Origin of the sequence: Acinetobacter lactucae, assembly GCF_013122135.1 — a bacterium.
GTDB classification, from domain to species: Bacteria; Pseudomonadota; Gammaproteobacteria; order Pseudomonadales; family Moraxellaceae; genus Acinetobacter; species Acinetobacter lactucae.
Map to the genome: position 1 here is coordinate 2,697,408 of NZ_CP053391.1, position 24,123 is coordinate 2,721,530.

Sequence of the window (24,123 nt, forward strand, 5' to 3'; positions counted from 1 at the left end):
AGATGTTGTTTAACAAAGATTTAAGGATGATCAATCATGACAACTCAAACGAAAGAAACCAGCAAAAAATTAAATGCGAAAGATCGTTACCGTGCATTAACCCGTGATCTGGACTGGGACTTTTCCTATGCTGACCGTAAAGATGCTTTCCCTTATGAAGAATTTGAAGGCATCAAAATTACGGACTGGTCTAAATGGGAAGATCCATTCCGTTTAACCATGGATTCTTACTGGAAATATCAGGCAGAAAAAGAGAAAAAACTTTATGCCATTTTTGATGCCTTTGCTCAAAACAATGGTCAGATGAATGTCAGCAATGAGCGTTACTTAAATGCGATCAAACTCTTTTTAACAGCGGTGACCCCACTTGAATATCAGGCCTATCAAGGCTATGCCCATGTAGGTCGCCAGTTTAGTGGTATTGGAGCACGTATTGCTTCTCAGATGCAGTCGATTGATGAGCTGCGTCATGTACAGACTCAAATTCATGCCATGAGCCATTACAACAAGTTCTTTGATGGTTTTCAGGATTGGGCGCACATGCATGACCGCGTTTGGTATTTGTCTGTGCCTAAATCATTTTTTGAAGATGCCCGTTCTGCTGGCCCTTTCGAGTTTTTATTAGCGATTAGTTTTGCTTTTGAGTATGTACTTACCAACTTGCTATTTGTGCCGTTTATGTCGGGTGCAGCTTATAACGGCGATATGGCAACCGTAACCTTTGGTTTTAGTGCACAGTCAGATGAAGCACGCCACATGACGCTTGGTCTTGAAATCGTAAAATTCTTGCTCGAACAACATGAAGACAACGTGCCGATTGTGCAGGAATGGATTGATAAATGGTTCTGGCGTGGGACGCGTTTGCTTTCAATTGTAGGCATGATGATGGATTACATGCTTCCAAACAAAGTGATGTCGTGGAAAGAAGCGTGGGAAGTTTATTTTGAACAAGCAGGCGGTGCGCTATTTAAAGATTTAAGCCGCTATGGCATCCGTATGCCGAAATATAGCGATGTCATTGTGAAAGAAAAAGAGCATGTCTCACATCAGGCATGGTGGATTTTTTACAACTTTGGTCATGCTGCTGGTTTCCATACATGGATTCCAACCGACGAAGAAATGGATTGGTTATCTGCTAAATATCCAGACACTTTCGACAAATACTACCGTCCAAAATGGGAGTTAGCTCGCAAAATGGAAGCTGAAGGTAAACGCTTCTATAGCGCAGGTTTACCACAGCTTTGTCAGGTTTGTCAGATTCCAATGACCTTTACCGAAATGGGCGATGACCCGACTCAGTTTAGTTATCGCCATAGCATCTACCAAGGCGAACGCTACCACACCTGTTCAGATGGCTGTCATGACATTTTCGAGCGTGAGCCTGAGAAATATATACAAGCATGGCTACCTGTAAATCAAATTTTACAAGGTAACTGTGGTGGCGGTGACCTCGAAACCATGCTCCGCGATTATTACCGCATGAATGTCGGTGCCGACAATCTGGATATTGAAGGTTCACCAGATCAACAGCGCTGGAAAAAATGGAAAGGCAACGCAGCTTAAGCACAAGGAATTGTTCAGGCAGTCATCAAGCTGCCTGATCGGAAATAAGGAGATTGAACATGACTGTTCGCGCGATACACAACAACTATCAATTTGAACCACTTGATCTGCAAAAAAATTATGGCGATCAATTCTTACTTTACGTGGGTTGGGATCATCACACACTTTTTTGCTCGGCACATGCCATGCTTGCCTCACCTCAACAAACTTTTGGACAGTTGATTGAGCAACAAATTACAGGTGGCTTTGCCCAACATCCAGATTTTGCCAAAATTGATTGGTCAAAAGTGCAATACAGGTTAGATGGTCAAATAATCAGTCCTGAGAGTACAAAAACTTTGGCAGAGCTTGGTTTTAGTCACAAGTCATTACTTCGTTTCGTTACGCCAGAGTTAAATGGCTATAACGACAGCTATGTTTAATTCGGAGGTGTGTCATGAGTTATCAAGTCACCATTGAACCGATCGGAACAACGATTGAAGTAGAAGAAGACCAAACCATTTTAGATGCTGCTTTACGCCAAGGCGTTTGGTTACCCTTTGCCTGTGGTCATGGCACTTGCGGGACATGTAAGGTTCAAGTCACCGACGGTTTTTATGATGTCGGTGAAGCCTCGCCATTTGCACTCATGGATATCGAACGTGATGAAAATAAGGTGCTTGCCTGCTGCTGCAAACCACAGTCCGACATGGTCATTGAGGCCGATGTCGATGAAGACCCAGATTTCTTAGGTCATTTGGTTCAAGACTATCAAGCGACAGTCATTGACATAAAAGACCTGTCGCCGACCATTAAGGGTATTCGTCTACAACTAAATCGCCCAATCGAATTCCAAGCTGGTCAATATATCAATGTCCAGTTCCCAGATATTGAAGGAACACGTGCATTTTCAATTGCCAATTCACCAAGTGAAGTCGGCATCGTTGAGCTGCATATTCGTAAAGTTGAAGGTGGTGCAGCGACGACTTATGTACATGAACAACTTGCCACAGGTGATCAGCTTGATATTTCAGGCCCTTATGGACAATTTTTTGTACGTAAGTCAGATGATCAAAATGCCATTTTCATTGCAGGTGGCTCAGGTCTTTCAAGTCCACAATCGATGATTTTAGATTTGCTTGAGTCTGGAGATAGTCGCACCATTTACCTCTTCCAAGGAGCACGAGACTTGGCAGAGCTATACAACCGAGAATTGTTTGAACAGCTCGTAAAAGACTATCCGAACTTCCGCTATATCCCTGCCCTGAATGCACCAAAACCAGAGGACCAATGGACTGGATTTACCGGATTTGTGCACGAGGCTGTTGCCGATTACTTTGAAAATCGATGTGGTGGACACAAAGCATATTTGTGCGGCCCACCCATCATGATCGACTCGGCAATTTCAACACTCATGCAAAGTCGCTTATTCGAACGGGATATTCATACTGAACGGTTCTTAAGTGCAGCCGATGGCGCTGCTGGACAGTCACGTTCGGCTTTATTCAAACATATTTAAAGATAAACCTTTAAGCACTCCGCTTTTTCAAATGAGCTTTGTATTTGTAATTTAGAAAGCAAATACAAAGCTTACAGGAGTTCTGCATTCCAAATTTACAGGTTAAACAGACTCAAATTTTTAAAGATCGTTAAGGAATAACGTTTTTTTAGTGACAAGCCAAACAACACAGAATAGGACATTCTATGAATAACAAAATCTCTGCAATCATATGTGGTGTAATCAGCGCCCTTTATCTTCCCTCTGCATTTGCGACAGAAAATGGCTCGGACTCTTTTGCATTAGGTGCCGAAGGTATGATGGCGGGTGCCCTACCACCTGCTGGGGTTTATCTACTCAGTTATTATCAAAATTATCACGCCTCAGAGTTTCAAAATGGTCCCGATCAGTTCCATGTTGATGTCAACGCCGTGGTTCCGCGGTTGGTATGGATGACCGATCAAAAAATTATGGATGGACAACTCGGGTTTTATGCAGCCCAGCCATTGGTTGATCTAAGACTCAAAGTAAATGGAATGGCGGACTCAAACCAAGGTCTCGGAGACTTGATTTTGGGTGGAATGCTCGGCTGGCATCAAGGAAATCATCACTGGATTGCAGCCCTAGAAACCGTACTTGGAACAGGTGATTACGACACTCCAAGTACGACACATCCAGTTGAAGCCAATCTCGGGAAAAACTATCACACCATTCGACCTATTCTTGCCTATAGTTATGCCAACGCGGCAGGCTTAGATCTTTCTACAAAACTGTCTTATAGCTGGAATACGCGTAACGATGCGACCGACTATCAGTCTGGACAATACATTGCGGGTGACTATAGCTTAGGTTACCGCATTAACCCCAAACTCAAAGTTGCAGTTGAAGGCTATACTTTTAAACAAACTACAGATGACAAAGTAAACGGAAATGACATTGGTTTTAAAGGACAGGCTTTTGCAGTCGGTCCAGGTATTCAATATGCCGATAAAAACTGGTCTATTGAAGCCAAATTTCTAAAAGAAACCGAAGTCGAATATCGTCCCGAAGGCCATACCAGCTGGCTAAAACTAATTTGGGCTTTTTAAAACACAACAACGCATAGCTTCAACCTTTGAGGCTATGCTCTGCTTTACTTAAAAGTCGATACCGTCTGAATCATCTATCGGATTCTGATCGAGCGTGAAAACGGTACGTTTATATGGAATACCTTCTAAATCGTAAACCTGATAAATACAATCAAATAAAAGCTGTAAGTCTTCACTTCGGTCCATTGCGCGAGCAGTAATAAAAATCGGACTGACTGCGCCGTTATCTAAAATCGGAATGTAGTTTAAATGAGGAAAGCGAATGGTATCGGCACTGGCAGGAATAATACACAAACCTTCACCCGCAGCCACCAAGCCCAAAGCCAGTTGAATTTCCCGTATTTCATGCATATTTTTTGGAACCAAACTATGCTCGGCAAAAATATTTAAAAGCTGGGTCGAAAAATTGGGTTTCGGCGAAGTGGGATACATAAACATCTTTTCATCAATGAGATCGGCCAGATATACCCCTTCTGTACGCTGTGCAATAGGATGACTCGTATGTGCAGCAACCACCAAGCGTTCTTTACGTAGCAAAATACGTCTCACCGCAGGATCACTAATTCTGAGGCGCCCAAACCCAACATCAATACGTCCTTCTTTTAATGCCTGTAGTTGCTCAGTCGTACTTAACTCCATCAATTGAATATTCAAATGGGGTTGTTGTTGCCGAAATAAATAAATGATTCGAGGCAGTAAACCATAGAGTAAAGACCCGACAAAACCAATCGTCACACTACGTTCAATCAGGCCAATACGTTTGGTCATACTTTTTATTTCTTCAGCATTCGACAAAAGTTTAAGGGCGTGCTGATAAAAGAAATGTCCAGCTGGTGTTGTCTGTAAAGGACGGCTTCCGCGCTCAAACAGTTGAATTCCAAGCTCACTTTCCAAATTTTGAATCTGTCGACTCAAAGGTGGTTGAGCAATAAATAGTTTTTCCGCGGCTTTTGTAAAGCTCTGCTCTTCAACAACAGCCACAAAATACCGTAAATGTCTTAGTTCCATAAGGCTTCCATACCTTTAAGATATAAAAAAATGCAAATTCAGTCTTAGACACAGTTTAACCATTCTTTTAAGGTATATACAAGCAACAAACCGATGAAGTGATGAATGGCTTTGTGAAAAAAGCCCTCTTGCCAATCTTCAAGCTATTCATCTTCATCAATTCACGGTTAAGCATCCAACGCGCTTATGCGCTTCATTGACAATTTAGGATATCAAGACCTTGTAGATCGTAGCTAAGGCCTTGGTGACTTCCACACTTTTGGAAAGTCGGAGAACGGACATGCCACGTATTCCTGTAATCAATACTAGCCATCTTGACCGTATTGATGAATTACTTGTAGATAATATCGATACAGGTGAATTTAAACTTCATCGCTCAGTGTTTACTGACGAAGCCCTATTTGACCTCGAAATGAAATATATCTTCGAAGGTAATTGGGTTTATTTAGCACACGAAAGCCAAATTCCAAATAATAATGACTACTACACCACTCACATTGGTCGTCAGCCAGTCATTATTGCCCGCAACCGTAACGGCGAACTCAATGCCATGATCAATGCGTGTTCACACCGCGGAGCACAACTTTGCCGTCACAAGCGTGGTAACAAAGCAACATATACCTGCCCTTTCCACGGCTGGACGTTTAACAACTCAGGTAAACTTCTAAAAGTTAAAGACCCAAGCGAAGCTGGTTACTCGGACTGCTTTAACCAAGAAGGCTCACATGACCTTAAAAAAGTGGCTCGTTTTGAGAGTTACAAAGGCTTCTTATTTGGTAGCTTAAATCCCGATGTTCCTTCTCTTGAAGAATTCTTGGGAGAAACCACCAAAATCATCGACATGATTGTTGACCAATCTGAACATGGTTTAGAAGTGTTACGTGGTTCATCTACCTATACCTACGAAGGCAACTGGAAACTCACCGCTGAAAATGGTGCCGATGGTTATCACGTTTCTGCTGTTCACTGGAACTATGCAGCAACCACTCAACACCGTAAAGAAACTCAAGCTGCCGATAATATCCGCGCGATGAGTGCAGGTTCTTGGGGTAAACAAGGCGGTGGCTCTTATGGCTTTGAAAATGGTCACATGTTGCTTTGGACACAATGGGCAAACCCAGAAGACCGTCCAAACTTCCCGAAAGCAGACGAGTACACCGAAAAATACGGTGAAGCGATGTCGAAATGGATGATTGAGCGTTCACGTAACTTGTGTCTCTATCCAAACGTTTATTTGATGGATCAGTTCGGTTCACAAATTCGTGTACTTCGCCCTCTTTCAGTCAATAGAACTGAAGTCACTATTTACTGTATCGCGCCTAAAGGTGAAGCACCTGAAGCTCGTGCACGTCGTATCCGTCAATATGAAGATTTCTTCAATGCATCAGGCATGGCAACACCAGACGATTTAGAAGAATTCCGTGCTTGTCAGGCAGGCTACGCAGGTATTGCACTTGAATGGAATGACATGTGCCGTGGCTCAAAACACTGGATTTATGGTCCAGACGATGCAGCAAACGAAATTGGTTTAAAACCAATGTTAAGTGGGATTAAAACTGAAGATGAGGGTCTTTATCTTGCCCAACATCAATATTGGTTGCAAACCATGAAACACGCGATTGCATCAGAGAAAGAAATTGCTGATCAGGGAGAAACAGCATGAGTGCTCAAGACAAAGCAACTTTAGAAAATATTACTCAGTTTCTCTATCGTGAAGCTCGCTTTTTAGATGATGAACAATGGGATGACTGGATTGAATGCTATGCACCGGAAGCATCTTTCTGGATGCCAGCTTGGGATGATGACGACAAATTAACTGAAGATCCGCAATCTGAAATTTCACTTATTTATTATCCAGACCGTCAAGGTTTAGAAGATCGTGTGTTTCGTATTAAAACCGAGCGCTCATCTGCAACCATGCCAGACACACGCACAAGCCACAATATTGCCAACGTTGAAGTCGTAGAGCGCGACGGAGACAAAGTCACTGTTCGCTTTAACTGGAATACTTTGAGTTTCCGTTACAAGACAAATTACAGCTATTTCGGTATGTCACGTTATGTGATCGATTTTTCAGGTGATCAACCAAAAATCTTGAGTAAGTATGTCGTTTTGAAAAATGACTACATCAACCAAGTGATTGATATCTACCACCTTTAAGACATACCCCCTCATCTAAACGGACTGTTGGCTGAGGGTAAAAGTTTCAAATATTTTGTAGGATACATGCCATGTCAAACCACAATGTTGCACTTCAATTTGAAGATGGTGTTACACGTTTCATTAACGTAGCTCAGGGCGAAACCCTATCTGACGCAGCCTATCGCCAAAAAATTAATATTCCTTTGGATTGCCGTGATGGTGCATGTGGAACTTGCCGCGCTTTTTGCGAGTCAGGTCATTATGACATGCCAGAAGAAACCTATATTGAAGATGCTTTAACACCAGAAGAAGCTGAGCAAGGCTATATTCTTGCGTGCCAATGTCGCCCAACTTCAGATGCCGTATTCCAGATTCAAGCCTCATCAGATGTTTGCAAAACAGAGATTCATAGCTTCCAAGGTACTTTAGCCCGCGTCGAAAACTTATCAGATTCAACCATCACATTTGATATTCAACTTGATGAAGGCCAACCGGATATTCATTTCCTTGCAGGCCAATACGTCAACGTTGCAATTCCAGAAACTGGCGAAACACGTTCATATTCATTTAGCTCAAAACCAGGCAACCGCTTAACTGGCTTTGTAGTACGTAACGTACCAAATGGCAAGATGAGTGAATTTTTAAGCAAGAATGCTAAAGCTGGCGACAAAATGACGTTTACCGGTCCATTCGGTAGCTTCTATTTACGTAATGTAGCGCGTCCAGTGCTTATGCTGGCAGGTGGTACTGGCATTGCCCCATTTATGTCGATGCTACAAGTACTCGAAGAAAAAGGTTCAGAACAGCCTGTTCGTTTAGTTTTTGGCGTCACTAATGACTTTGATTTGGTTGCTTTAGAAAAGCTTGATGAGTTGCAAGCTAAGTTTCCATGGTTTGAATATCGAACTGTAGTTGCAAGCCCTGAGAGTAACCATGAACGCAAAGGCTATGTCACTGGTCATATTGAAAATGAATGGTTAAACGGTGGCGATGTCGATGTTTATCTATGTGGTCCAGTACCAATGGTAGAAGCTGTACGTGGCTGGTTAGAAACTGAAAATATCAAACCTGCTAATTTCTTGTTTGAAAAATTCTCTGCGAATTAACAGGTGGAGAACTTATCTATGTCAAACCGTCAAAGATTTACCGATAAAGTTGTGATTGTCACTGGTAGTGCCCAAGGTATTGGTCGTGGCGTGGCACTACAAGTCGCAGCTGAAGGCGGCCAAGTCATCATGGCTGACCGCTCTGAATATGTTGAAGACGTTCTCAAAGAGATTCAGAGTACAGGTGGCGATGCTGTCACGATTAATGTTGACCTTGAAACCTATGCAGGTGCACAAGCGGTAGTTGCAAAAGCCATTGAACACTATGGTCGGGTAGATATCCTCATTAATAATGTGGGTGGCGCGATCTGGATGAAACCTTTTGAAGAGTTTTCCGAAGAAGAGATCATTAAGGAAGTAAATCGCTCATTGTTTCCAACTTTATGGTGCTGCCGCGCTGTGTTGCCCGCCATGATCAAGCAACAATCGGGTGTTATTGTAAATGTATCTTCAATTGCAACCCGCGGTATTAATCGCATTCCCTATTCTGCATCTAAGGGCGGTGTAAATGCTCTAACAGCATCGCTTGCTTTTGAACATGCTAAAGACGGAATTCGAGTCAATGCCGTTGCGACTGGTGGAACCGAAGCACCACCTCGTAAAGTGCCACGTAACGCCAATCCGTTAAGTCAAAATGAAAAAGACTGGATGCAGCAAGTGGTTGATCAAACAATAGATCGAACATTTATGGGCCGTTATGGCACAATTCAAGAACAAGTGAATGCAATTTTATTTCTTGCATCAGATGAAGCATCGTATATGACTGGATCGGTTATTTCGGTCGGAGGTGGAGATCAGGGTTAACCCTGATCTTTTTGCATGATTGGGTAAATAATATGATTTGCATGGAGGCAATCACACATGGCAACCCTGTTCAAGACATTAAAAAATGACTGGTCCATATCAGCAACAGTTGCTGGCTTTCTTGCAGTTTTAATTTCTTACTCAGGCCCACTGATTATTTTTTTCCAAGCTGCTCAGCGTGCCCATGTCTCTACCGATATGATGGTGTCATGGATTTGGGGAATTTCAATTGGTGCCGCCGTTTCAGGTATTTATCTTTCAATTAAATATAAAACTCCTGTCATAACCGCATGGTCTGCACCAGGCACTGCCCTATTAGTTACCCTATTTCCCAATGTCTCGTTGAATGAAGCCGTAGCCGCCTATATTACTTCTGCCATCGTTATTTTTTTAATTGGCGTTACAGGTTACTTCGACAAGTTACTGAAGTGGATTCCGCAAGATGTCGCTGCGGGCATGATGGCGGGTATTCTTTTTCAATTTGGTATTGGCCTCTTTACCGCGTCTGATAGCATGCCTTTTATTGTCTTTAGCATGCTTATTGTCTTTTTAATTGCCAAACGTTTAATGCCGCGTTACACCATGATTTGGGTGTTAGCTGCCGGAGTTTTATTAAGCCTCATTTTAGGCAAAATGAATCCGGTTGATGTGAGTTTTAGTTTAGCTATTCCGCAGTGGATTAGCCCAGAATGGACATGGAATTCAACGCTCAACCTCGCTGTCCCTCTCATTTTAGTCAGCCTAACCGGCCAATTTTTACCGGGTATGGCGATTATGAAACTCAGCGGTTACGACACCCCAGCCAAACCCATTATTACTGTCACCAGTATTGCCTCTTTAGCTGTTGCTTGCGTCGGTGGTATTACGATTGTGCTTGCCTCAATTACCGCTGCTTTATGTATGGGCAAAGATGCACATGAACTTAAAGAAAAACGCTATATCGCAGGAATTGCCAACGGAATTTTTTATATTTTAGGAGGCTTATTTGCTGGCAGTATTGTCATGCTATTTAGCTTACTTCCTAAAGAGTTGGTTGCAGCACTAGCAGGTTTAGCTTTGCTTGGAGCAATTGCCACCAATATTTCTGTTGCCATGAAAAATGATAGTCAACGTGATGCCGCACTTATTACTTTTTTAGCTACTGCATCAGGCATGCATTTTCTTGGATTAAGCTCAGTTTTTTGGGGTATTTGTATTGGTGTAATCGCTCATTTCATTCTTACACCACGCTCAACTCCAGCCACAAATTAAGTTTTTTATCTAAGCGCCCACCACTAAAATAAAGCCTCAATCGCCAAATCAGGATGCAAATAATTTGCTAATTCTGACTTGGTAATTTTTTATTGAATATAGATTAAATTTAATTTTTAAGATGAATCTCTAAAATAATTAAATAATAGACTTTAGTATTTTGTGTTTATATTTTCATTTCAATTCAGCATATAAATTTAGCTATATTTTTAGCCATGATTCTCACCAATAAAATCTATAAAAAAACATCCATAAAACCCTTAAAATTCTCACATTACAATATTCAACCCTATTTTCAAAACGACAAAAACAACAGCTCACCCATTAAAAATAAATTATATTTTTCAATAAATTAAACCAATAAAAACACAATACCTAAAAGACATAAAGATATATCAATTAGGTTTTTGACTCTAATCCAATAACAAAATAGTTTATTAAAAAATAACGCGGTGCTTCACAAATTGGAGGTGAAGAAAATGGATACGAGCAAGGTTAATATTAATGAGTTAATTGATAAAGCCAGTTTTACATCTTTTCATTGGAAAGTTTTAATCTGGTGCTTACTTATTATTATTTTTGATGGATATGATTTAGTTATTTATGGGGTTGCTCTTCCTCTGTTAATGCAGCAATGGTCATTAACTGCTGTTGAAGCTGGTTTACTCGCCAGTGCTGCTCTATTCGGTATGATGTTTGGTGCCATGATTTTCGGCACGCTTTCAGACAAATTAGGGCGTAAAAAAACCATCCTGATTTGTGTCACCTTATTTAGCGGATTTACCTTTCTCGGTGCCTTTGCTAAAGGACCAACAGAGTTTGCGATTTTGCGCTTTATTGCAGGTCTTGGGATTGGTGGTGTCATGCCAAACGTTGTGGCACTTATGACCGAATACGCACCTAAAAAAATCCGCAGTACCTTAGTGGCAATCATGTTTAGTGGCTATGCAATTGGCGGCATGACATCTGCGCTACTCGGCGCATGGCTCGTTAAGGATATGGGCTGGCAAATCATGTTTTTAATCGCGGGTATTCCCCTATTATTACTTCCACTCATCTGGAAATTTTTGCCAGAGTCTCTCGCCTTTTTAGTGAAATCTAACCATAGCGAACAGGCAAAAACTATTGTGAGTAAAATTGCACCACAAACTCAGGTAAACGCCAATACTCAACTGGTATTAAACGAGAGCACCACAACAGATGCACCTGTCCGTGCACTTTTCCAACAAGGCCGTACTTTCAGCACATTTATGTTCTGGATTGCTTTCTTTATGTGCTTACTCATGGTGTATGCCTTAGGAAGCTGGTTACCTAAACTCATGCTGCAAGCAGGCTATTCATTAGGTGCGAGCATGTTATTCCTCTTCGCGCTCAATATTGGCGGCATGGTCGGTGCAATTGGTGGTGGTGCTTTAGCAGACCGATTCCATTTGAAACCTGTTATTACGATCATGTTTATTGTGGGATCAGCAGCTTTAATTTTACTGGGTATTAATAGTCCACAATTTATTTTATATAGCCTAATTGCGATTGCTGGTGCTGCCACAATTGGCTCACAAATCTTACTCTACACTTTCGTTGCACAGTTCTATCCGACAGCACTTCGTTCAACTGGCATGGGCTGGGCATCTGGAATTGGTCGTATTGGTGCAATTATCGGTCCAGTTTTAACTGGAGCTCTGCTCACCTTTGAACTTCCTCACCAAATGAATTTCTTAGCGATTGCAATTCCGGGTGTGATTGCTGCACTCGCAATATTTATGGTCAATCTAAAAGCCTCTGTTGCCGGGCAGACTCCCTCAACTTTTACCCCTCAAAAAACGCTTACCCAGCAGTAAATATAAATGCGCCTAGGACTGGCGCATCTTTTTGGAAATGGATTATGGAATTATTACACCGCTTTAAGCCATGTGCTTTAACTTTTGCGACCTTAGTGTTGATGTGTGGCAATTCATTCGCTGCAAATCCAAATCAGCAGCCCGAAGATGAATGGAAATTCACTTTAAAAAATGCCTATATCAATCGTAATTTTGATAATGATGCACTCAAAGACACAGGCAGTTGGTCTCAAGCAGCATCGTTATTTTATAAATCGAAAATGCATGACACTCCACTGCAAATTGCAGATAAGCCCATTACCATTGGTGCCGATGCTTCTGTTCAATACGCAGTTCGCTTGAGTTCAGATAAACATGTTGCGGACACAGTTTTGCCTTTTAATAAGGAAACACAATCTCAAGCATCTGACTTTTTAAAATATGGTGCAACATTAAAGCTGGGCTATGACAAAACCCTTTTAAGTGTCGGTGAACTTTGGTTAGACCTGCCTGTAACGGCTGTGGATGCAAGCCGACAATTACTTGCCTCTTATTGGGGAACCAATCTTAAATCGCAACTTTCAGATCAGCTTTATGCTGAAATTGGTCGAGTTGAAAAAGTGTCGCCACGAAATGAAGAAGACTTTAAAAAGTTTTCGTTTACGGCAAATGGAATTACCAAAGAATCTGATGGCTTAAATTATATTGACCTGCGTTATCAATTCACGCCGTCACTCAAGGGTGAATATTACTTTGGTAATTTAGAAGACCTCTACAATAAACACTATGTCGGACTTGAGCATAATTGGAAACAGCCAACTTTTGCGCTTACTTCTAAGTTTAAATACTTCAATGCAAAAGATGATGGCAATACCTTTGATATTGAGGCACAAAACATTGGGGTACTAGAAACACTCAAAGTAAAAAATCATACCTTTGGTTTAGGTTACCAACAAATTATGGGTGAGTCGGCTTATCCCTTACCAGACGGTTTCTTGCCAGAAACCTATTTCATTAACTGGAATGCTACAGGTTTCTTTAAAGAAGATGAAAAGTCTTACCATGTGATGTATGGCTACGATTTTAAAGATTATGTGCCGGGCCTAAATGCGATGGTGAAATATGTTTACGGCCATGATTTTAAAGCAGCCAATGGTGAGAAAAACCATGAAACTGAGTCAAATGTGATTTTAAACTATGCGTTTCAGCAGCCATTCTTAAAAGGCGTTGCTCTGCAATATATTCGCATTGATTACAACGTTAAACACGGCAATGACTTTGGTGAAGACCGCTTGTTTGTAAACTACACCAAAAAGTTTTAATAACTTTTGATTCAATCTAAGCGGGCCAATTTTGGTCCGCTTTTTTATATGATTTCACTCATAAAAAAACGCTCTTACGAGCGTTTTTAATTAATCTTTTAACTTAAGCAACGTGCTTTTGTACAACAATCGAACCGACTGAATAACCAGCACCGAAAGATGAAATCACACCATATTCGCCATCATCTACTTCGTGCCCTGTACGGTGTAAAGCAATAATCACACCTGCTGAAGAGGTATTAGCAAACTCATCTAAAATAATAGGCGCTCGGCTTAGATCTGCCTCTTTACCAGCCACATATTTCAAGATTAATTCATTCATGTTGGCATTGGCTTGGTGTAACCAGAAGCGCTTAATATCGTTTGCGGTTAACTGCATTTTTTCCAACTGCGCATTAATGATTTTTGCCACTAACGGACAAACATCTTTAAATACTTTACGGCCATCTTGACGGAACAGCTTGTCATCAACCACTGCATCTTCACTACGGTTTAAGAAACCGAAGTTATTGCGAATATTGTTTGAAAATTGAGTAAATAAATGAATATCTAAAATTTCAAAACCAGTTTTAGTCGTGGTTTCTTCAATAATAGAAGCAGTCGCAACATCACCAAAAATGAAGTGGCAATCACGGTTACGATAGTCTAAGTGACCAGAAGTAATCTCGACATTTACCAATAAAACACGGCGAGCACCTGAACGAATTGCATCAGCTGCTTGTTTCAAACCAAAAGTAGCTGCTGAACATGCTACGTTCATGTCATAAGCATAACCTTGAATGCCAAGAGCCGACTGAATTTCAATCGCTACTGCCGGATAAGCACGCTGCATGTTTGAACATGCCAAAATTACAACATCGATATCTTCAGCAGTTACGCCTGCATTTTCCATTGCCTGTTTTGCAGCAATAACGCCCCACTCTGCTTGAAGTGAAAGTTCGTCATTTGAACGCTCAGACAAACGAGGACGCAAACGTGTCGGATCGAGGATACCTGATTTCTCAATGACGTAACGGCGCTTAATACCAGACGCTTTTTCAATAAATTCAGCACTTGAACCACGTAACTCTTCTAGCTCACCTGCTGCAATTTTCTCTGCATTCTCTTGGTTATATTGTTCCACATAAGCATTTAAACTGTCGGCCAGTTCTTCATTAGAAATGATTTCTGTTGGGTGAAATAACCCAGTACCTGTGATACGAATGCCCATGTAAAACTCCTAAAAAAATGAATAGGATCTGTTAATCTTTCATTTATAAATTGCGTTGTAGGCTAAACAACAACATAAACAGACCCCGATCTATCTTAACTGATTCCCAAACGATCCCATAACTTTTGCAGTCGAGTTGGCGAAATAGGCATCTTGGTTTTCATCGGCTGAGAAAATAAAGAAATGCGAAATTCTTCCAACATCAAATACAATTCTTTGATTTTTGGATCGTTTTTGAATTTAAATACCTTGTCCATCCATGGATCGACATCATCAATAGCGGCATGATCTCGCTGTAGATTATTTGGCAATCGATCTAAACGCAATAGCAGTGCTTTTAAATAACGCGGGTATTCCTGCCAAAGATCAACCGGTTGGCGGTAAACAAAATTGCCAAGTGACATTAAATCGAGTTGATCTTCAATATCATCAATACTACGTCCAAACACGTCTGGATCAAGCACTAAAAGCTGACGACGGATTTGCTGCCACTGAATATAAATATCACTTAATTGCTCAAGTGCTTGCTGACCATGACTCAAAAATTGCTTTTTAACTTGCTCAAGCAGTTTATTAAATTCATCAGCGTTAATGGGTAAAGTTGTAATTGCCATTTGCAACGTTGCATAGACTAACATCTGCTCAAGCTTAGCTTTATCTCCCAAAGGTGAATAAGCCAAGGCGAGCGGTTTTGAAATCTGCTTTTTCAACTGGCGAACCAAGTCACCAAGCTGCATATGGACCAAACGAATAATCCCTTCGCGATGCTGTTTAATCGCCTCAGCTTGATCGTTAAACGTTTGAATAACAATGCCTGACTCATCTTTAGCTTCGAGCTCAGCAAAAGCCTTGGTCGGTACTAAAGCCTGATATTGTTTGACTACAACGCCCGTAACTTTATGAGAAGCCTCGAAAGTAAAGTTTTCTGGAAATTCTTTAAACTCACCTTTTTGCTGTTTAACTGGACGATGTGTTTCCACGCGACAACGTGCTTTTAACTCAGGTAAATCACGACCTTTAGCAATGAGCTTACCTTTTTCATCAATCACCTTAATGAAAGGTACCAAATATGGATCAATACGTTCAAACGAGAAATCTTTGTCAGTAATTTGCTCACCACGTAAGGCAAAAGCTAAATAACTAAAGATATGTTCACGTAAATGTACTGCATCAATACCTTGCATGAGCTTACGAGCAGTATCAGGAATAGGCACTACATTACGACGTTTATCTTTAGGTAAAGCTTTAAGTAAAGCCTCAATTAAATCTTGGCGCCAACCCGGAATTCCCCATGACCAGATATTTTCATCAACTTGAGGCAATGCCTGTACAGGAATTTGAACAGTTGCACCATCTTCGTCGTGGCTCGGGTCAAAATGATATGTGGTTGCTAAACGTAGCTGACCATTGTGCAAATGATCTGGAAATTGCTGCGTTGTTGGTCGGTCATTGAGCCAAAGCGCATCATCGTCAATAAATAAATAACGTGGATTATTTGCTTCTACTGTGGCACGCCAGTCTTCAAAGCTACGACGGCTCGCAATTTCTTCCGGAATTTTAGATGCATAAAACTGATAAATTGTTTCTTCATCGACCACTAAATCACGACGACGCAATTTATCTTCAACTCGCTCTACTTCTTCAAGCTTAAGTAAGTTGTGTTTTAAAAATGGCGGAATCGTACCCAAGTTACCCGTGGTTAATGCATCGCGTAAGAAAATCTCATGAGCAGCAGGTTGGTCAACTTTCTCAAAATTAATTAACCGTTTCGGCTCAATAATTAAACCAAATAGGGAAATTTGTGCATATGCATTGACGATCCCCGCTTTCTTAGACCAGTGCGGCTCAAAATAGTGATATTTCAACAAGTCACGTGCAGCAAGCAAAATCCATTCAGGGTCAATTTTGGCTAAAGTACGTAAATACACTTGTGAGGTTTCGACCATCTCAAAAGCCATCACCCAAGAGGTATTGGTTTTGTGCAAAGTACTCGCAGGGAAAACTTTAGCCTTTTGCTGACGCACGGCCATAAAGGTATTTCGTTCATCTGTTTTATTGGCAATGAAGGATAATAAACCTGTCAGCAATGCGCGATGCAAGTTTTCATAATTTGCAGCTTTTTCATTAAAGCTAAGTTTTAAGCCTTCGGCTAACTCAACCAATTGTTGATGTGTCTGTTTCCATTCACGTAAACGCAACCAGCTTAAGAAATGCTGCTTGGCAAATTGACGACGTTTATTTTCAGACATCCCTGCTTCGCCTTTAGGATTTAAAGTCTCCCAAAGTTTTAAATAAAACAGAAAATCTGAATCTGCCTCTTTGAACAACGCATGCTTTTGGTCAGCTTGCATCTGTTTATCTGCCGGACGCTCACGCGGGTCCTGAACTGCTAAAGCACTTACTACAATTAAGATTTCTTTGAGCACGCCAAAATGAGCACCACCAATAATCATACGAGCGAGTCGTGGGTCAATTGGCATACGTGCCATCATTTGCCCGACTTTGGTCAGCTCATTTTTCTTCTCGTTAAGTGCTCCTAACTCAATCAAAAGCTTACGGCCATCATTGACTAGGCGAAAATCTGGCGGCTCAATAAAATCGAAGTTTTCTAACTCACCTAACCCTAAGCTCTGCATTTGCAAAATAACAGATGCTAAGTTGGTTCGTTTAATTTCAGGTTCGGTAAACTCGGGGCGACTTAAAAAGTCTTCTTCGCTATATAAACGAATACACACACCCGGAGCAATACGACCACAACGCCCTTTACGCTGATTGGCTGCGGCTTGAGAAATTGCTTCAATTGGTAAGCGTTGTACACGTGAACGATAGTTATAACGCGAAATACGTGCAAAACCACTATCAATCACATAACGAATATTTGGGACCGTAAGTGCAGTTTCGGCTACGTTGGTCGCAATAATAATACGACGGCCTTTTCCACCCGGACTAAAAATCTTTTGTTGTTCAGAAACTGCTAAACGTGCATACAAAGGTAAAATTTCGGTATGTCTAGGCCCATACTTTTGCAACGTTTCCTGCAACTCACGAATTTCTTGCTCTGTGCTTGAGAAAATCAGAATATCGGCATGTTCTGGATGACCTTTTGCTTCTGCATCTGCAAAGCATTCTTCTACCGCTTGTACAACTGCACGAGGAAGGTTTTCTTCAAAATCATCAAACTCGTCGTCATCACTACCACCAATATTCATTTCTGAAATTGGGCGATAAAGCACTTCGACAGGATAACTACGCCCTTCTACTTCAAAAATAGGAGCATCATTAAAGTAATTACTAAAACGATTTACATCTAAAGTTGCCGAAGTCACGATAACTTTTAGATCTGAACGTTTTGGCAGCAACTGCTTTAGATAGCCCATAATAAAATCGATATTGAGTGAGCGTTCATGCGCTTCATCAATAATGATCGTGTCATATTTAGACAAGAAGCGGTCATTGCCTAACTCGGCAAGCAAAATACCGTCGGTCATTAACCGTACGATAGAGTCCTGCGAACCTTGTTCATTAAAACGGATTTTAAAACCGATAGATTCGCCGAGCTTTTCGCCGACTTCTTCTGCAATACGCTGAGAAACACTACGTGCAGCTAAACGACGTGGCTGGGTATGACCGATCATACCTGTTAAGCCGCGACCTGCTAGCATTGCAATTTGAGGAAGCTGAGTGGTTTTACCTGAACCCGTCTCACCTGCCACAATAATGACCTGATGCTTTTGAATCGCATCAATTAAACGGTCAGCATATTGAGAAACTGGTAAATCCTGATTCAGTTTAATTTTAGGGAGACGTTCAAATCGCTGCCTTACTTTGGCATTAGATTGTTCAAATAATTTTTCAATCTCTGCTGTATTGGCTTTTTTATCTTTACGCAAACGATTTAAACGGTAACGATCTCTTGCCATCACCCACTGATCAATATTTAAATCATTCTGCACAGACAAATTTTCCTGAAAATACAACAATCCTCTATTTTACGCTCTAATGACCATAAGGTAAAACAGTTGGTTTTTTATATATTTTTAATTTTTTAAAATTTTACCCTTGAATTTTGACTCACTAGACTTCATGTTGTTAGGCAAGTTTCTTTTACGATAACTGTCATTTGATTTACATGTTTTTGCAGTCAAATCGAATACAGTGTTTGGGGACTTAAAAATCGTAAATTTATCACTTATTCGATTTTCCGATTTTAGTCATGTAAAAATACTATTTCCCCAATAAAGAATTTTTATTTATTCTAGATCTCGTAAACAAGTTTAAATATAAACCTCAATCATGGAGACAATGATGAGCTTGATTAATACTGAAGTTAAACCATTCCAAGCAACTGCTTACCACAACGGCCAATTTGTTGAAGTTAACGAAACTAACCTTAAAGGTAAATGGTCTGTTGTATTCTTCTATCCAGCTGACTTCACTTTCGTTTGTCCAACTGAACTTGGTGACTTAGCTGACAACTACGCTGAATTCCAAAAACTTGGTGTTGAAATTTATGCTGTATCTACTGATACACACTTCACTCACAAAGCTTGGCACGACACTTCTGAAGAAATCAAAAAAATCCAATACCCATTAGTTGGTGACCCAACTTGGACTCTTTCTAAAAACTTCGACGTTCTTATTGAATCTGAAGGTTTAGCTGACCGTGGTACTTTCGTTATCGATCCAGAAGGTAAAATCCAAATCGTTGAACTCAACGCTGGTGGTATCGGCCGTGACGCATCTGAACTTCTTCGTAAAGTAAAAGCTGCTCAATACGTACACGCTCACCCAGGTGAAGTTTGCCCAGCTAAATGGAAAGAAGGCGAAGCTACTCTTGCTCCATCTATCGACCTAGTTGGTAAAATCTAATCTCTTATTAGATTTTAAAAACTCAAAGAACCACCCCTCATCGGGTGGTTCTTTTGTTTTGAATAAGCACATCACATTTTCTACTGATACTTTTACAATTATGCCCTTCCCCATTACATGAAGTTTGAGTAATGTCGAATAAATAACCGATGTTTTTTGAGCTTAAATCATATGAAATAAAAGGGGAAAAATTTATGGCGAATACTGTGGCAGTCACTTCATGGAAATACAATGCGACTTCACGTCATCTAAAAATATTTTATAGCGATGGTTCAGGCGAACTTTATCATCCTGTACCAGAATTTATTTATGACAACTTATTACGCTCAACAGACAAAGCTGCTTTTGTACATAAATATTTAGAATTCGACTTACATTTTACTCGCCTGTCTTTAGTCAATGCTTCATAACATAATAAAAATAAGGCCTGCGTTGAACAGGCCTTTATGAGCGACTAAAGCATATTTTTTAAATGGCCTATCTTGCCACCACAATACATAAGCCAGCGCCTACGGGTAAAATACTGCTCATAAAATTTTCATCTTTTTTAATTAAAGACAAGAATGAACTTACCTCAGCCGCATGTGAAATGACATTATCAATAATAAGTACGCCACCTTTTGGCTTCATTAAACGTTTTAAATCTGGCCAATAATTTTCATAAGCAGGACGCTCAGCATCTAACAAAATAAAATCGAAAGTTTCCTGAGCTTCTTTTAAATAGTCGGCTGCATCTCCTACCCAAAAATCAACCAATTCGTCTAATGCCAGTTCAGTCGCATGGCGTTTAGCTTCATTACTCCGATTGGCATCGATTTCAAGCGTGGTTACTTTACCGTGAGTTGCTTGTGCCGCCTCAGCAAGCCATAAAGTAGAATAACCTGTTGAAGTCCCGATTTCTAAAATTGATTTGGCTTGCTGCATTCGAATAAATTGCGATAGCAGTTTCGCAGACTCAGCCTCAATATTGCGATACCTTAGCAAACGATCTACTTGCTGAGCATCATGTCGTTTAAAGGTGTCATATAAATCGGCAACTCTTTGTAAGAAAAAAGTATTTGGCATATATTCACCTTTTAAAATCGTTATTTTATATGACGGCCGTTTGAGTTAAGTACTTTGAATTAACTTAAAGCGCGGCACGATACTTCCATCAGCCATTTGAACCGTTTCAGTAAACATATCTAGTGGACGCGCCCAAGTTGAATAGTCACCATAAAGACACTGATAAACGACTAACTCTTCTTCAGTCTCGCTGTGTTTTGCCACAGAAAAAACTTGATAGAGATTACCTTTATAATGCTGATAAATGCCGCGTTGCAATGACATGTAAGTACCTTTTAATGTTATGACATAAAATCTTTACAGCCATATAACATATATAAATTTTTAAATACTTTCACTTTAAAACTCTAGAAAAGATAAAAAAGCGCATTATAGAGATAAGTTTTTGATCTTAGGTGTGAATTTATTTTTAATTCAAAAAACCGATCAAATATATAAAAACATACTGTTTCACCTATTTTATGTTTTAACGTACTATGCCTCTATTGAAAGAATTTGGATGCATTGGAGTAAAAAACAGATGTTAGATCAAAACATTAAAACTCAATTAAAAGCTTACTTAGAACGTTTAGAAAGTCCAATCGAATTAGTTGCTGCTTTAGACGAATCAGATAAAGCTGCTCAAATTAAAGAATTAGTTTCTGAAATCGCTGAGCTTTCTGACCAAGTCACTGCCCGTTTTGATGGCAACAATACACGTCGTCCAAGCTTTGGTGTGGCTAAAGCAGGTGAACAGCCTCGTGTGTTCTTTGCAGGCTTACCGATGGGTCATGAGTTTACGTCTTTGATCTTGGCACTGTTACAGGTGTCTGGTTATGCACCTAAAGTTTCAGATGAAGTACTCAACCAGATTAAAGGTTTAAACCTCAAAGCAAACTTTGATGTGTTTGTATCACTCAGCTGTCATAACTGTCCGGATGTAGTACAGGCACTTAACCTGATTGCGATTTACAACCCGAACACCACAGCAACCATGATTGATGGTTCATTCTTCCAAGACGAAGTAGAACAACGCAAAATCATGGCAGTACCGATGGTATTCCAAGACAATGAGCACATTGGTCAAGGTCGTATGACCCTTGAAGAGATTGTGGCAAAACTTGACACTAACTCTGCTGAGAAAGATGCAGCAGCACTGAATGCCAAAGATGCCTTTGATGTATTGGTCATTGGTGGTGGGCCTGCAGGTGCAACAGCTGCGATCTATGCTGCTCGTAAAGGTATTAACACCGGTATCGTGGCTGAACGCTTTGGTGGTCAGGTGATGGACACCATGGATATTGAAAACTTCACCTCTGTGCAGAAAACTCAAGGTCCTAAGTTTGCTGCCGAAATGGAAGCCCATGTTCGTGAATACGATGTTGATATCATGAACTTGCAACGTGTCAGCAAAATCACAGGTGCCAACCAAACTGAAAACGGTCTGGTTGAAGTTGAACTTGAAAACGGTGCAAAACTTGAATCGAAAACTGTGATCCTTTCAACAGGTGCACGTTGGAGAGAAATGAATGTACCGGGTGAGCAAGAATACCGTACCCGTGGTGTTGCGTACTGCCCACACTGTGATGGCCCATTGTTCAAAGGTAAACGTGTTGCAGTGATTGGTGGTGGTAACTCAGGTGTAGAAGCTGCGATTGATCTTGCAGGGATTGTTGAGCATGTAACTTTAGTTGAGTTCGATACCAAACTTCGTGCTGACCAAGTGTTGCAAAACAAACTGCATAGCTTGCCAAACACCACTGTGATTATGAATGCCTTAAGTACAGAAGTGCTAGGTGATGGTTCACAAGTGACTGGACTTAAATATAAAGACCGTGCGACTGATGAAGAGCATGTGGTCGAGCTTGCAGGGATCTTTGTACAGATTGGTTTATTGCCAAACACTGACTTCTTGAAAGACAGTGAAGTTGAGTTAACCAACCGTGGTGAGATCATTGTCAATGACCGCAACGAAACCAATGTACAAGGTGTATTTGCGGCAGGTGACTGTACCACTGTACCTTACAAGCAAATTATTATTGCTACAGGTGAAGGCGCTAAAGCATCGCTCTCTGCGTTTGATTACATCATCCGTTCTGGGCAGTAAAATCAGCCAAAATTCTTAGGATTTAATTCAGGCCTAGCATTACAAAATGCTAGGCTTTTTTAATAATAGAGTTACAACTTTTTAACAATTTTCGATCTTTATTAATCATTTACTTTATGTTTATATTTTAGACATCCATAATTTTGGATGCCATGAATTAGAAGGAAAAACACAATGAATAAATTACTTGTTGCTTTAGGTCTTGCTGCGACTGTTGCCCTTGTTGGTTGTAATAAAGATAAAGCTCCAGAAACTGGGGCGACTACAGGTGAACATTTAGAAAACGCAGCACAACAAGCAAGTGCTGATATCAAATCTGCTGGTGATAAAGCTGCTGACGATATCGCTACTGCAACTGATAATGCTGCCGAGAAGATTGATGCTGCTGCTGACAACGCTGCTGATGCAACCGCTGATGCTGCTGCGCAAACTGAAGCGACAGCTCGTAAAGCAACTGCTGATACAGCTCAAGCAGTTGAAAATACCGCTGCTGAAGTGAAAAAAGACGCTCAACACTAATCGTCTTTAGTATAAAAAAAGCCCCTATTGATTAGGGGCTTTTTTTGGCTATTAAAATCTATTATGAAATTAAGCCTTCATCACGCATCGCAATTTGTACAGATTGACGCTCGGCAACTTTATTACGTAATGCAATAATGTGCTTATAAGGTGTTAAATCGTGCTCAATTGAGTTTGACCAATTTGTTAAAACAAATAGATAAGCATCTGCTGGACCAAAATTATCATTTACCAAATAATCGTAGTCAGATTCAGACAAATAGTTATCGATATATTTTAAAAGACGATCAATTTCAGCATAAGCTTTGGTTTTTTCATCAGTTGTTAACGGCGCCCCAAAGAATACTGCATAAGCATCATGTAATTCAGAGTTCAAATACCCCAACCACTCCAACACTTTCGCACGGCCCATACCCGATGGTGGAATTAAGTCCTGCTTAGGATCGTGCTGAGCAAGGAAAGGTAAAATCGCAACGTTCTCAGTTAACATTAAACCAGGGTTAATTTCTAAAGCTGGTACATATCCCTTTGGATTGATTTCGTAATAATCGGCGCCTTTTTCTGTTTTATGTGTTTTTAAATCTACTCGTTCTAAGTCAAAATCAACATTAATTTCATTTAAAATAATATGTGCAGCTAAAGAACATGCGCCTGGCGAATAATATAATTTCATATCTGATCCTTGTTATCTCATATTAACGTTTTAAATTGCTTCTAGAAAACCTGCAAGGTTTGCCCAATTTCTTAATTGTAAAAAAGCGTAAACTTATAAAATACTTACACCATCTAATATTCT

20 protein-coding genes and 2 pseudogenes are annotated in these 24,123 nt (G+C 40.5%); 15 read left to right on the forward strand and 7 right to left on the reverse strand.

Annotation, left to right across the window (positions count from 1 at the left end; all coding sequences use genetic code 11):
• Positions 1-36: 36 nt before the first annotated feature.
• From HLV59_RS12680 to HLV59_RS12695, 4 genes are all read left to right on the forward strand, one after another.
• Positions 37-1,563: an aromatic/alkene/methane monooxygenase hydroxylase/oxygenase subunit alpha gene (locus HLV59_RS12680; protein WP_171430099.1), complete on the forward strand. Its 1,527-nt coding sequence runs from the start codon at positions 37-39 to the stop codon at positions 1,561-1,563.
• A gap of 59 nt (positions 1,564-1,622) precedes the next feature.
• The gene (locus tag HLV59_RS12685; RefSeq protein ID WP_171430100.1) at positions 1,623-1,985 is read left to right on the forward strand and encodes a phenol hydroxylase subunit P4; all 363 of its coding nucleotides are present in this window, start codon (positions 1,623-1,625) and stop codon (positions 1,983-1,985) included.
• A 14-nt stretch (positions 1,986-1,999) separates the two neighbouring features.
• Positions 2,000-3,061 (forward strand): NADH:ubiquinone reductase (Na(+)-transporting) subunit F, encoded by a 1,062-nt coding sequence (locus HLV59_RS12690; protein WP_039757494.1) that lies wholly within the window; start codon positions 2,000-2,002, stop codon positions 3,059-3,061.
• A gap of 185 nt (positions 3,062-3,246) precedes the next feature.
• A complete protein-coding gene (locus HLV59_RS12695) occupies positions 3,247-4,128 on the forward strand; it encodes a SphA family protein (protein ID WP_171430101.1) in 882 nt (293 codons plus the stop codon).
• 48 nt (positions 4,129-4,176) lie between these two features.
• Here the strand turns inward: HLV59_RS12695 and HLV59_RS12700 are convergent, their stop codons facing one another.
• Together HLV59_RS12700 and HLV59_RS12705 are read right to left on the reverse strand one after the other, a co-directional pair.
• A complete protein-coding gene (locus HLV59_RS12700; RefSeq protein ID WP_004702719.1) occupies positions 4,177-5,136 on the reverse strand; it encodes a LysR family transcriptional regulator in 960 nt (319 codons plus the stop codon).
• A 44-nt stretch (positions 5,137-5,180) separates the two neighbouring features.
• Positions 5,181-5,311 (reverse strand): annotated as a pseudogene (locus tag HLV59_RS12705) (hypothetical protein).
• Between the two features lie 105 nt (positions 5,312-5,416).
• Here HLV59_RS12705 and benA point away from each other — a divergent pair.
• From benA to HLV59_RS12740, 7 genes and pseudogenes are all read left to right on the forward strand, one after another.
• Entirely contained in the window at positions 5,417-6,799 is a 1,383-nt protein-coding gene (gene benA, locus HLV59_RS12710; protein WP_171430102.1) for a benzoate 1,2-dioxygenase large subunit, read from the forward strand.
• Positions 6,796-7,315, forward strand: a pseudogene (benB, locus tag HLV59_RS12715) (benzoate 1,2-dioxygenase small subunit). Before benA ends, benB begins: the two are co-directional and overlap by 4 nt.
• Positions 7,316-7,367: 52 nt before the next feature.
• Entirely contained in the window at positions 7,368-8,384 is a 1,017-nt protein-coding gene (gene benC, locus HLV59_RS12720) for a benzoate 1,2-dioxygenase electron transfer component BenC (protein ID WP_171430104.1), read from the forward strand.
• Between the two features lie 18 nt (positions 8,385-8,402).
• The gene (locus tag HLV59_RS12725; protein ID WP_171430105.1) at positions 8,403-9,188 is read left to right on the forward strand and encodes a 1,6-dihydroxycyclohexa-2,4-diene-1-carboxylate dehydrogenase; all 786 of its coding nucleotides are present in this window, start codon (positions 8,403-8,405) and stop codon (positions 9,186-9,188) included.
• 57 nt (positions 9,189-9,245) lie between these two features.
• Positions 9,246-10,439: a benzoate/H(+) symporter BenE gene (benE, locus tag HLV59_RS12730; RefSeq protein WP_151987375.1), complete on the forward strand. Its 1,194-nt coding sequence runs from the start codon at positions 9,246-9,248 to the stop codon at positions 10,437-10,439.
• A 479-nt stretch (positions 10,440-10,918) separates the two neighbouring features.
• Positions 10,919-12,277, forward strand: a complete 1,359-nt coding sequence (locus HLV59_RS12735; protein WP_016144717.1) for an aromatic acid/H+ symport family MFS transporter — start codon at positions 10,919-10,921, stop codon at positions 12,275-12,277.
• 44 nt (positions 12,278-12,321) lie between these two features.
• Positions 12,322-13,578 carry an OprD family outer membrane porin gene (locus tag HLV59_RS12740; RefSeq protein WP_171430106.1) on the forward strand — a complete coding sequence of 419 codons (1,257 nt, stop codon included), beginning with the start codon at positions 12,322-12,324 and terminating at the stop codon, positions 13,576-13,578.
• A 103-nt stretch (positions 13,579-13,681) separates the two neighbouring features.
• Here HLV59_RS12740 and HLV59_RS12745 read toward each other — a convergent pair whose 3' ends face one another.
• Both HLV59_RS12745 and hrpA read right to left on the reverse strand, forming a co-directional pair.
• Positions 13,682-14,788, reverse strand: coding sequence for a beta-ketoacyl-ACP synthase III (locus HLV59_RS12745; protein ID WP_031947810.1), 1,107 nt, complete (start codon positions 14,786-14,788; stop codon positions 13,682-13,684).
• Between the two features lie 95 nt (positions 14,789-14,883).
• On the reverse strand, positions 14,884-18,741 hold the full coding sequence (gene hrpA, locus HLV59_RS12750) for an ATP-dependent RNA helicase HrpA (RefSeq protein WP_171430107.1): 3,858 nt from the start codon (positions 18,739-18,741) through the stop codon (positions 14,884-14,886).
• A gap of 352 nt (positions 18,742-19,093) precedes the next feature.
• Between hrpA and ahpC the strand changes: the two genes are divergently transcribed.
• Positions 19,094-19,657: an alkyl hydroperoxide reductase subunit C gene (gene ahpC, locus HLV59_RS12755; protein WP_003652649.1), complete on the forward strand. Its 564-nt coding sequence runs from the start codon at positions 19,094-19,096 to the stop codon at positions 19,655-19,657.
• A 194-nt stretch (positions 19,658-19,851) separates the two neighbouring features.
• Positions 19,852-20,067, forward strand: a complete 216-nt coding sequence (locus HLV59_RS12760; protein WP_005070287.1) for a KTSC domain-containing protein — start codon at positions 19,852-19,854, stop codon at positions 20,065-20,067.
• A gap of 67 nt (positions 20,068-20,134) precedes the next feature.
• Here HLV59_RS12760 and HLV59_RS12765 read toward each other — a convergent pair whose 3' ends face one another.
• Both HLV59_RS12765 and HLV59_RS12770 read right to left on the reverse strand, forming a co-directional pair.
• The gene (locus HLV59_RS12765; RefSeq protein WP_016144714.1) at positions 20,135-20,722 is read right to left on the reverse strand and encodes an O-methyltransferase; all 588 of its coding nucleotides are present in this window, start codon (positions 20,720-20,722) and stop codon (positions 20,135-20,137) included.
• A gap of 45 nt (positions 20,723-20,767) precedes the next feature.
• A complete protein-coding gene (locus HLV59_RS12770; RefSeq protein ID WP_171430108.1) occupies positions 20,768-20,986 on the reverse strand; it encodes a DUF1653 domain-containing protein in 219 nt (72 codons plus the stop codon).
• A gap of 256 nt (positions 20,987-21,242) precedes the next feature.
• Here HLV59_RS12770 and ahpF point away from each other — a divergent pair, with 256 nt between their 5' ends.
• Complete coding sequence (gene ahpF / locus HLV59_RS12775) at positions 21,243-22,808, forward strand: alkyl hydroperoxide reductase subunit F (RefSeq protein WP_163119992.1); 1,566 nt, start codon at positions 21,243-21,245, stop codon at positions 22,806-22,808.
• Between the two features lie 174 nt (positions 22,809-22,982).
• Positions 22,983-23,327, forward strand: a complete 345-nt coding sequence (locus HLV59_RS12780; protein ID WP_016144711.1) for a hypothetical protein — start codon at positions 22,983-22,985, stop codon at positions 23,325-23,327.
• Between the two features lie 61 nt (positions 23,328-23,388).
• Here HLV59_RS12780 and HLV59_RS12785 read toward each other — a convergent pair whose 3' ends face one another.
• Positions 23,389-24,000, reverse strand: coding sequence for a glutathione binding-like protein (locus HLV59_RS12785; RefSeq protein WP_016141668.1), 612 nt, complete (start codon positions 23,998-24,000; stop codon positions 23,389-23,391).
• Between the last annotated feature and the right edge of the window lie 123 nt (positions 24,001-24,123).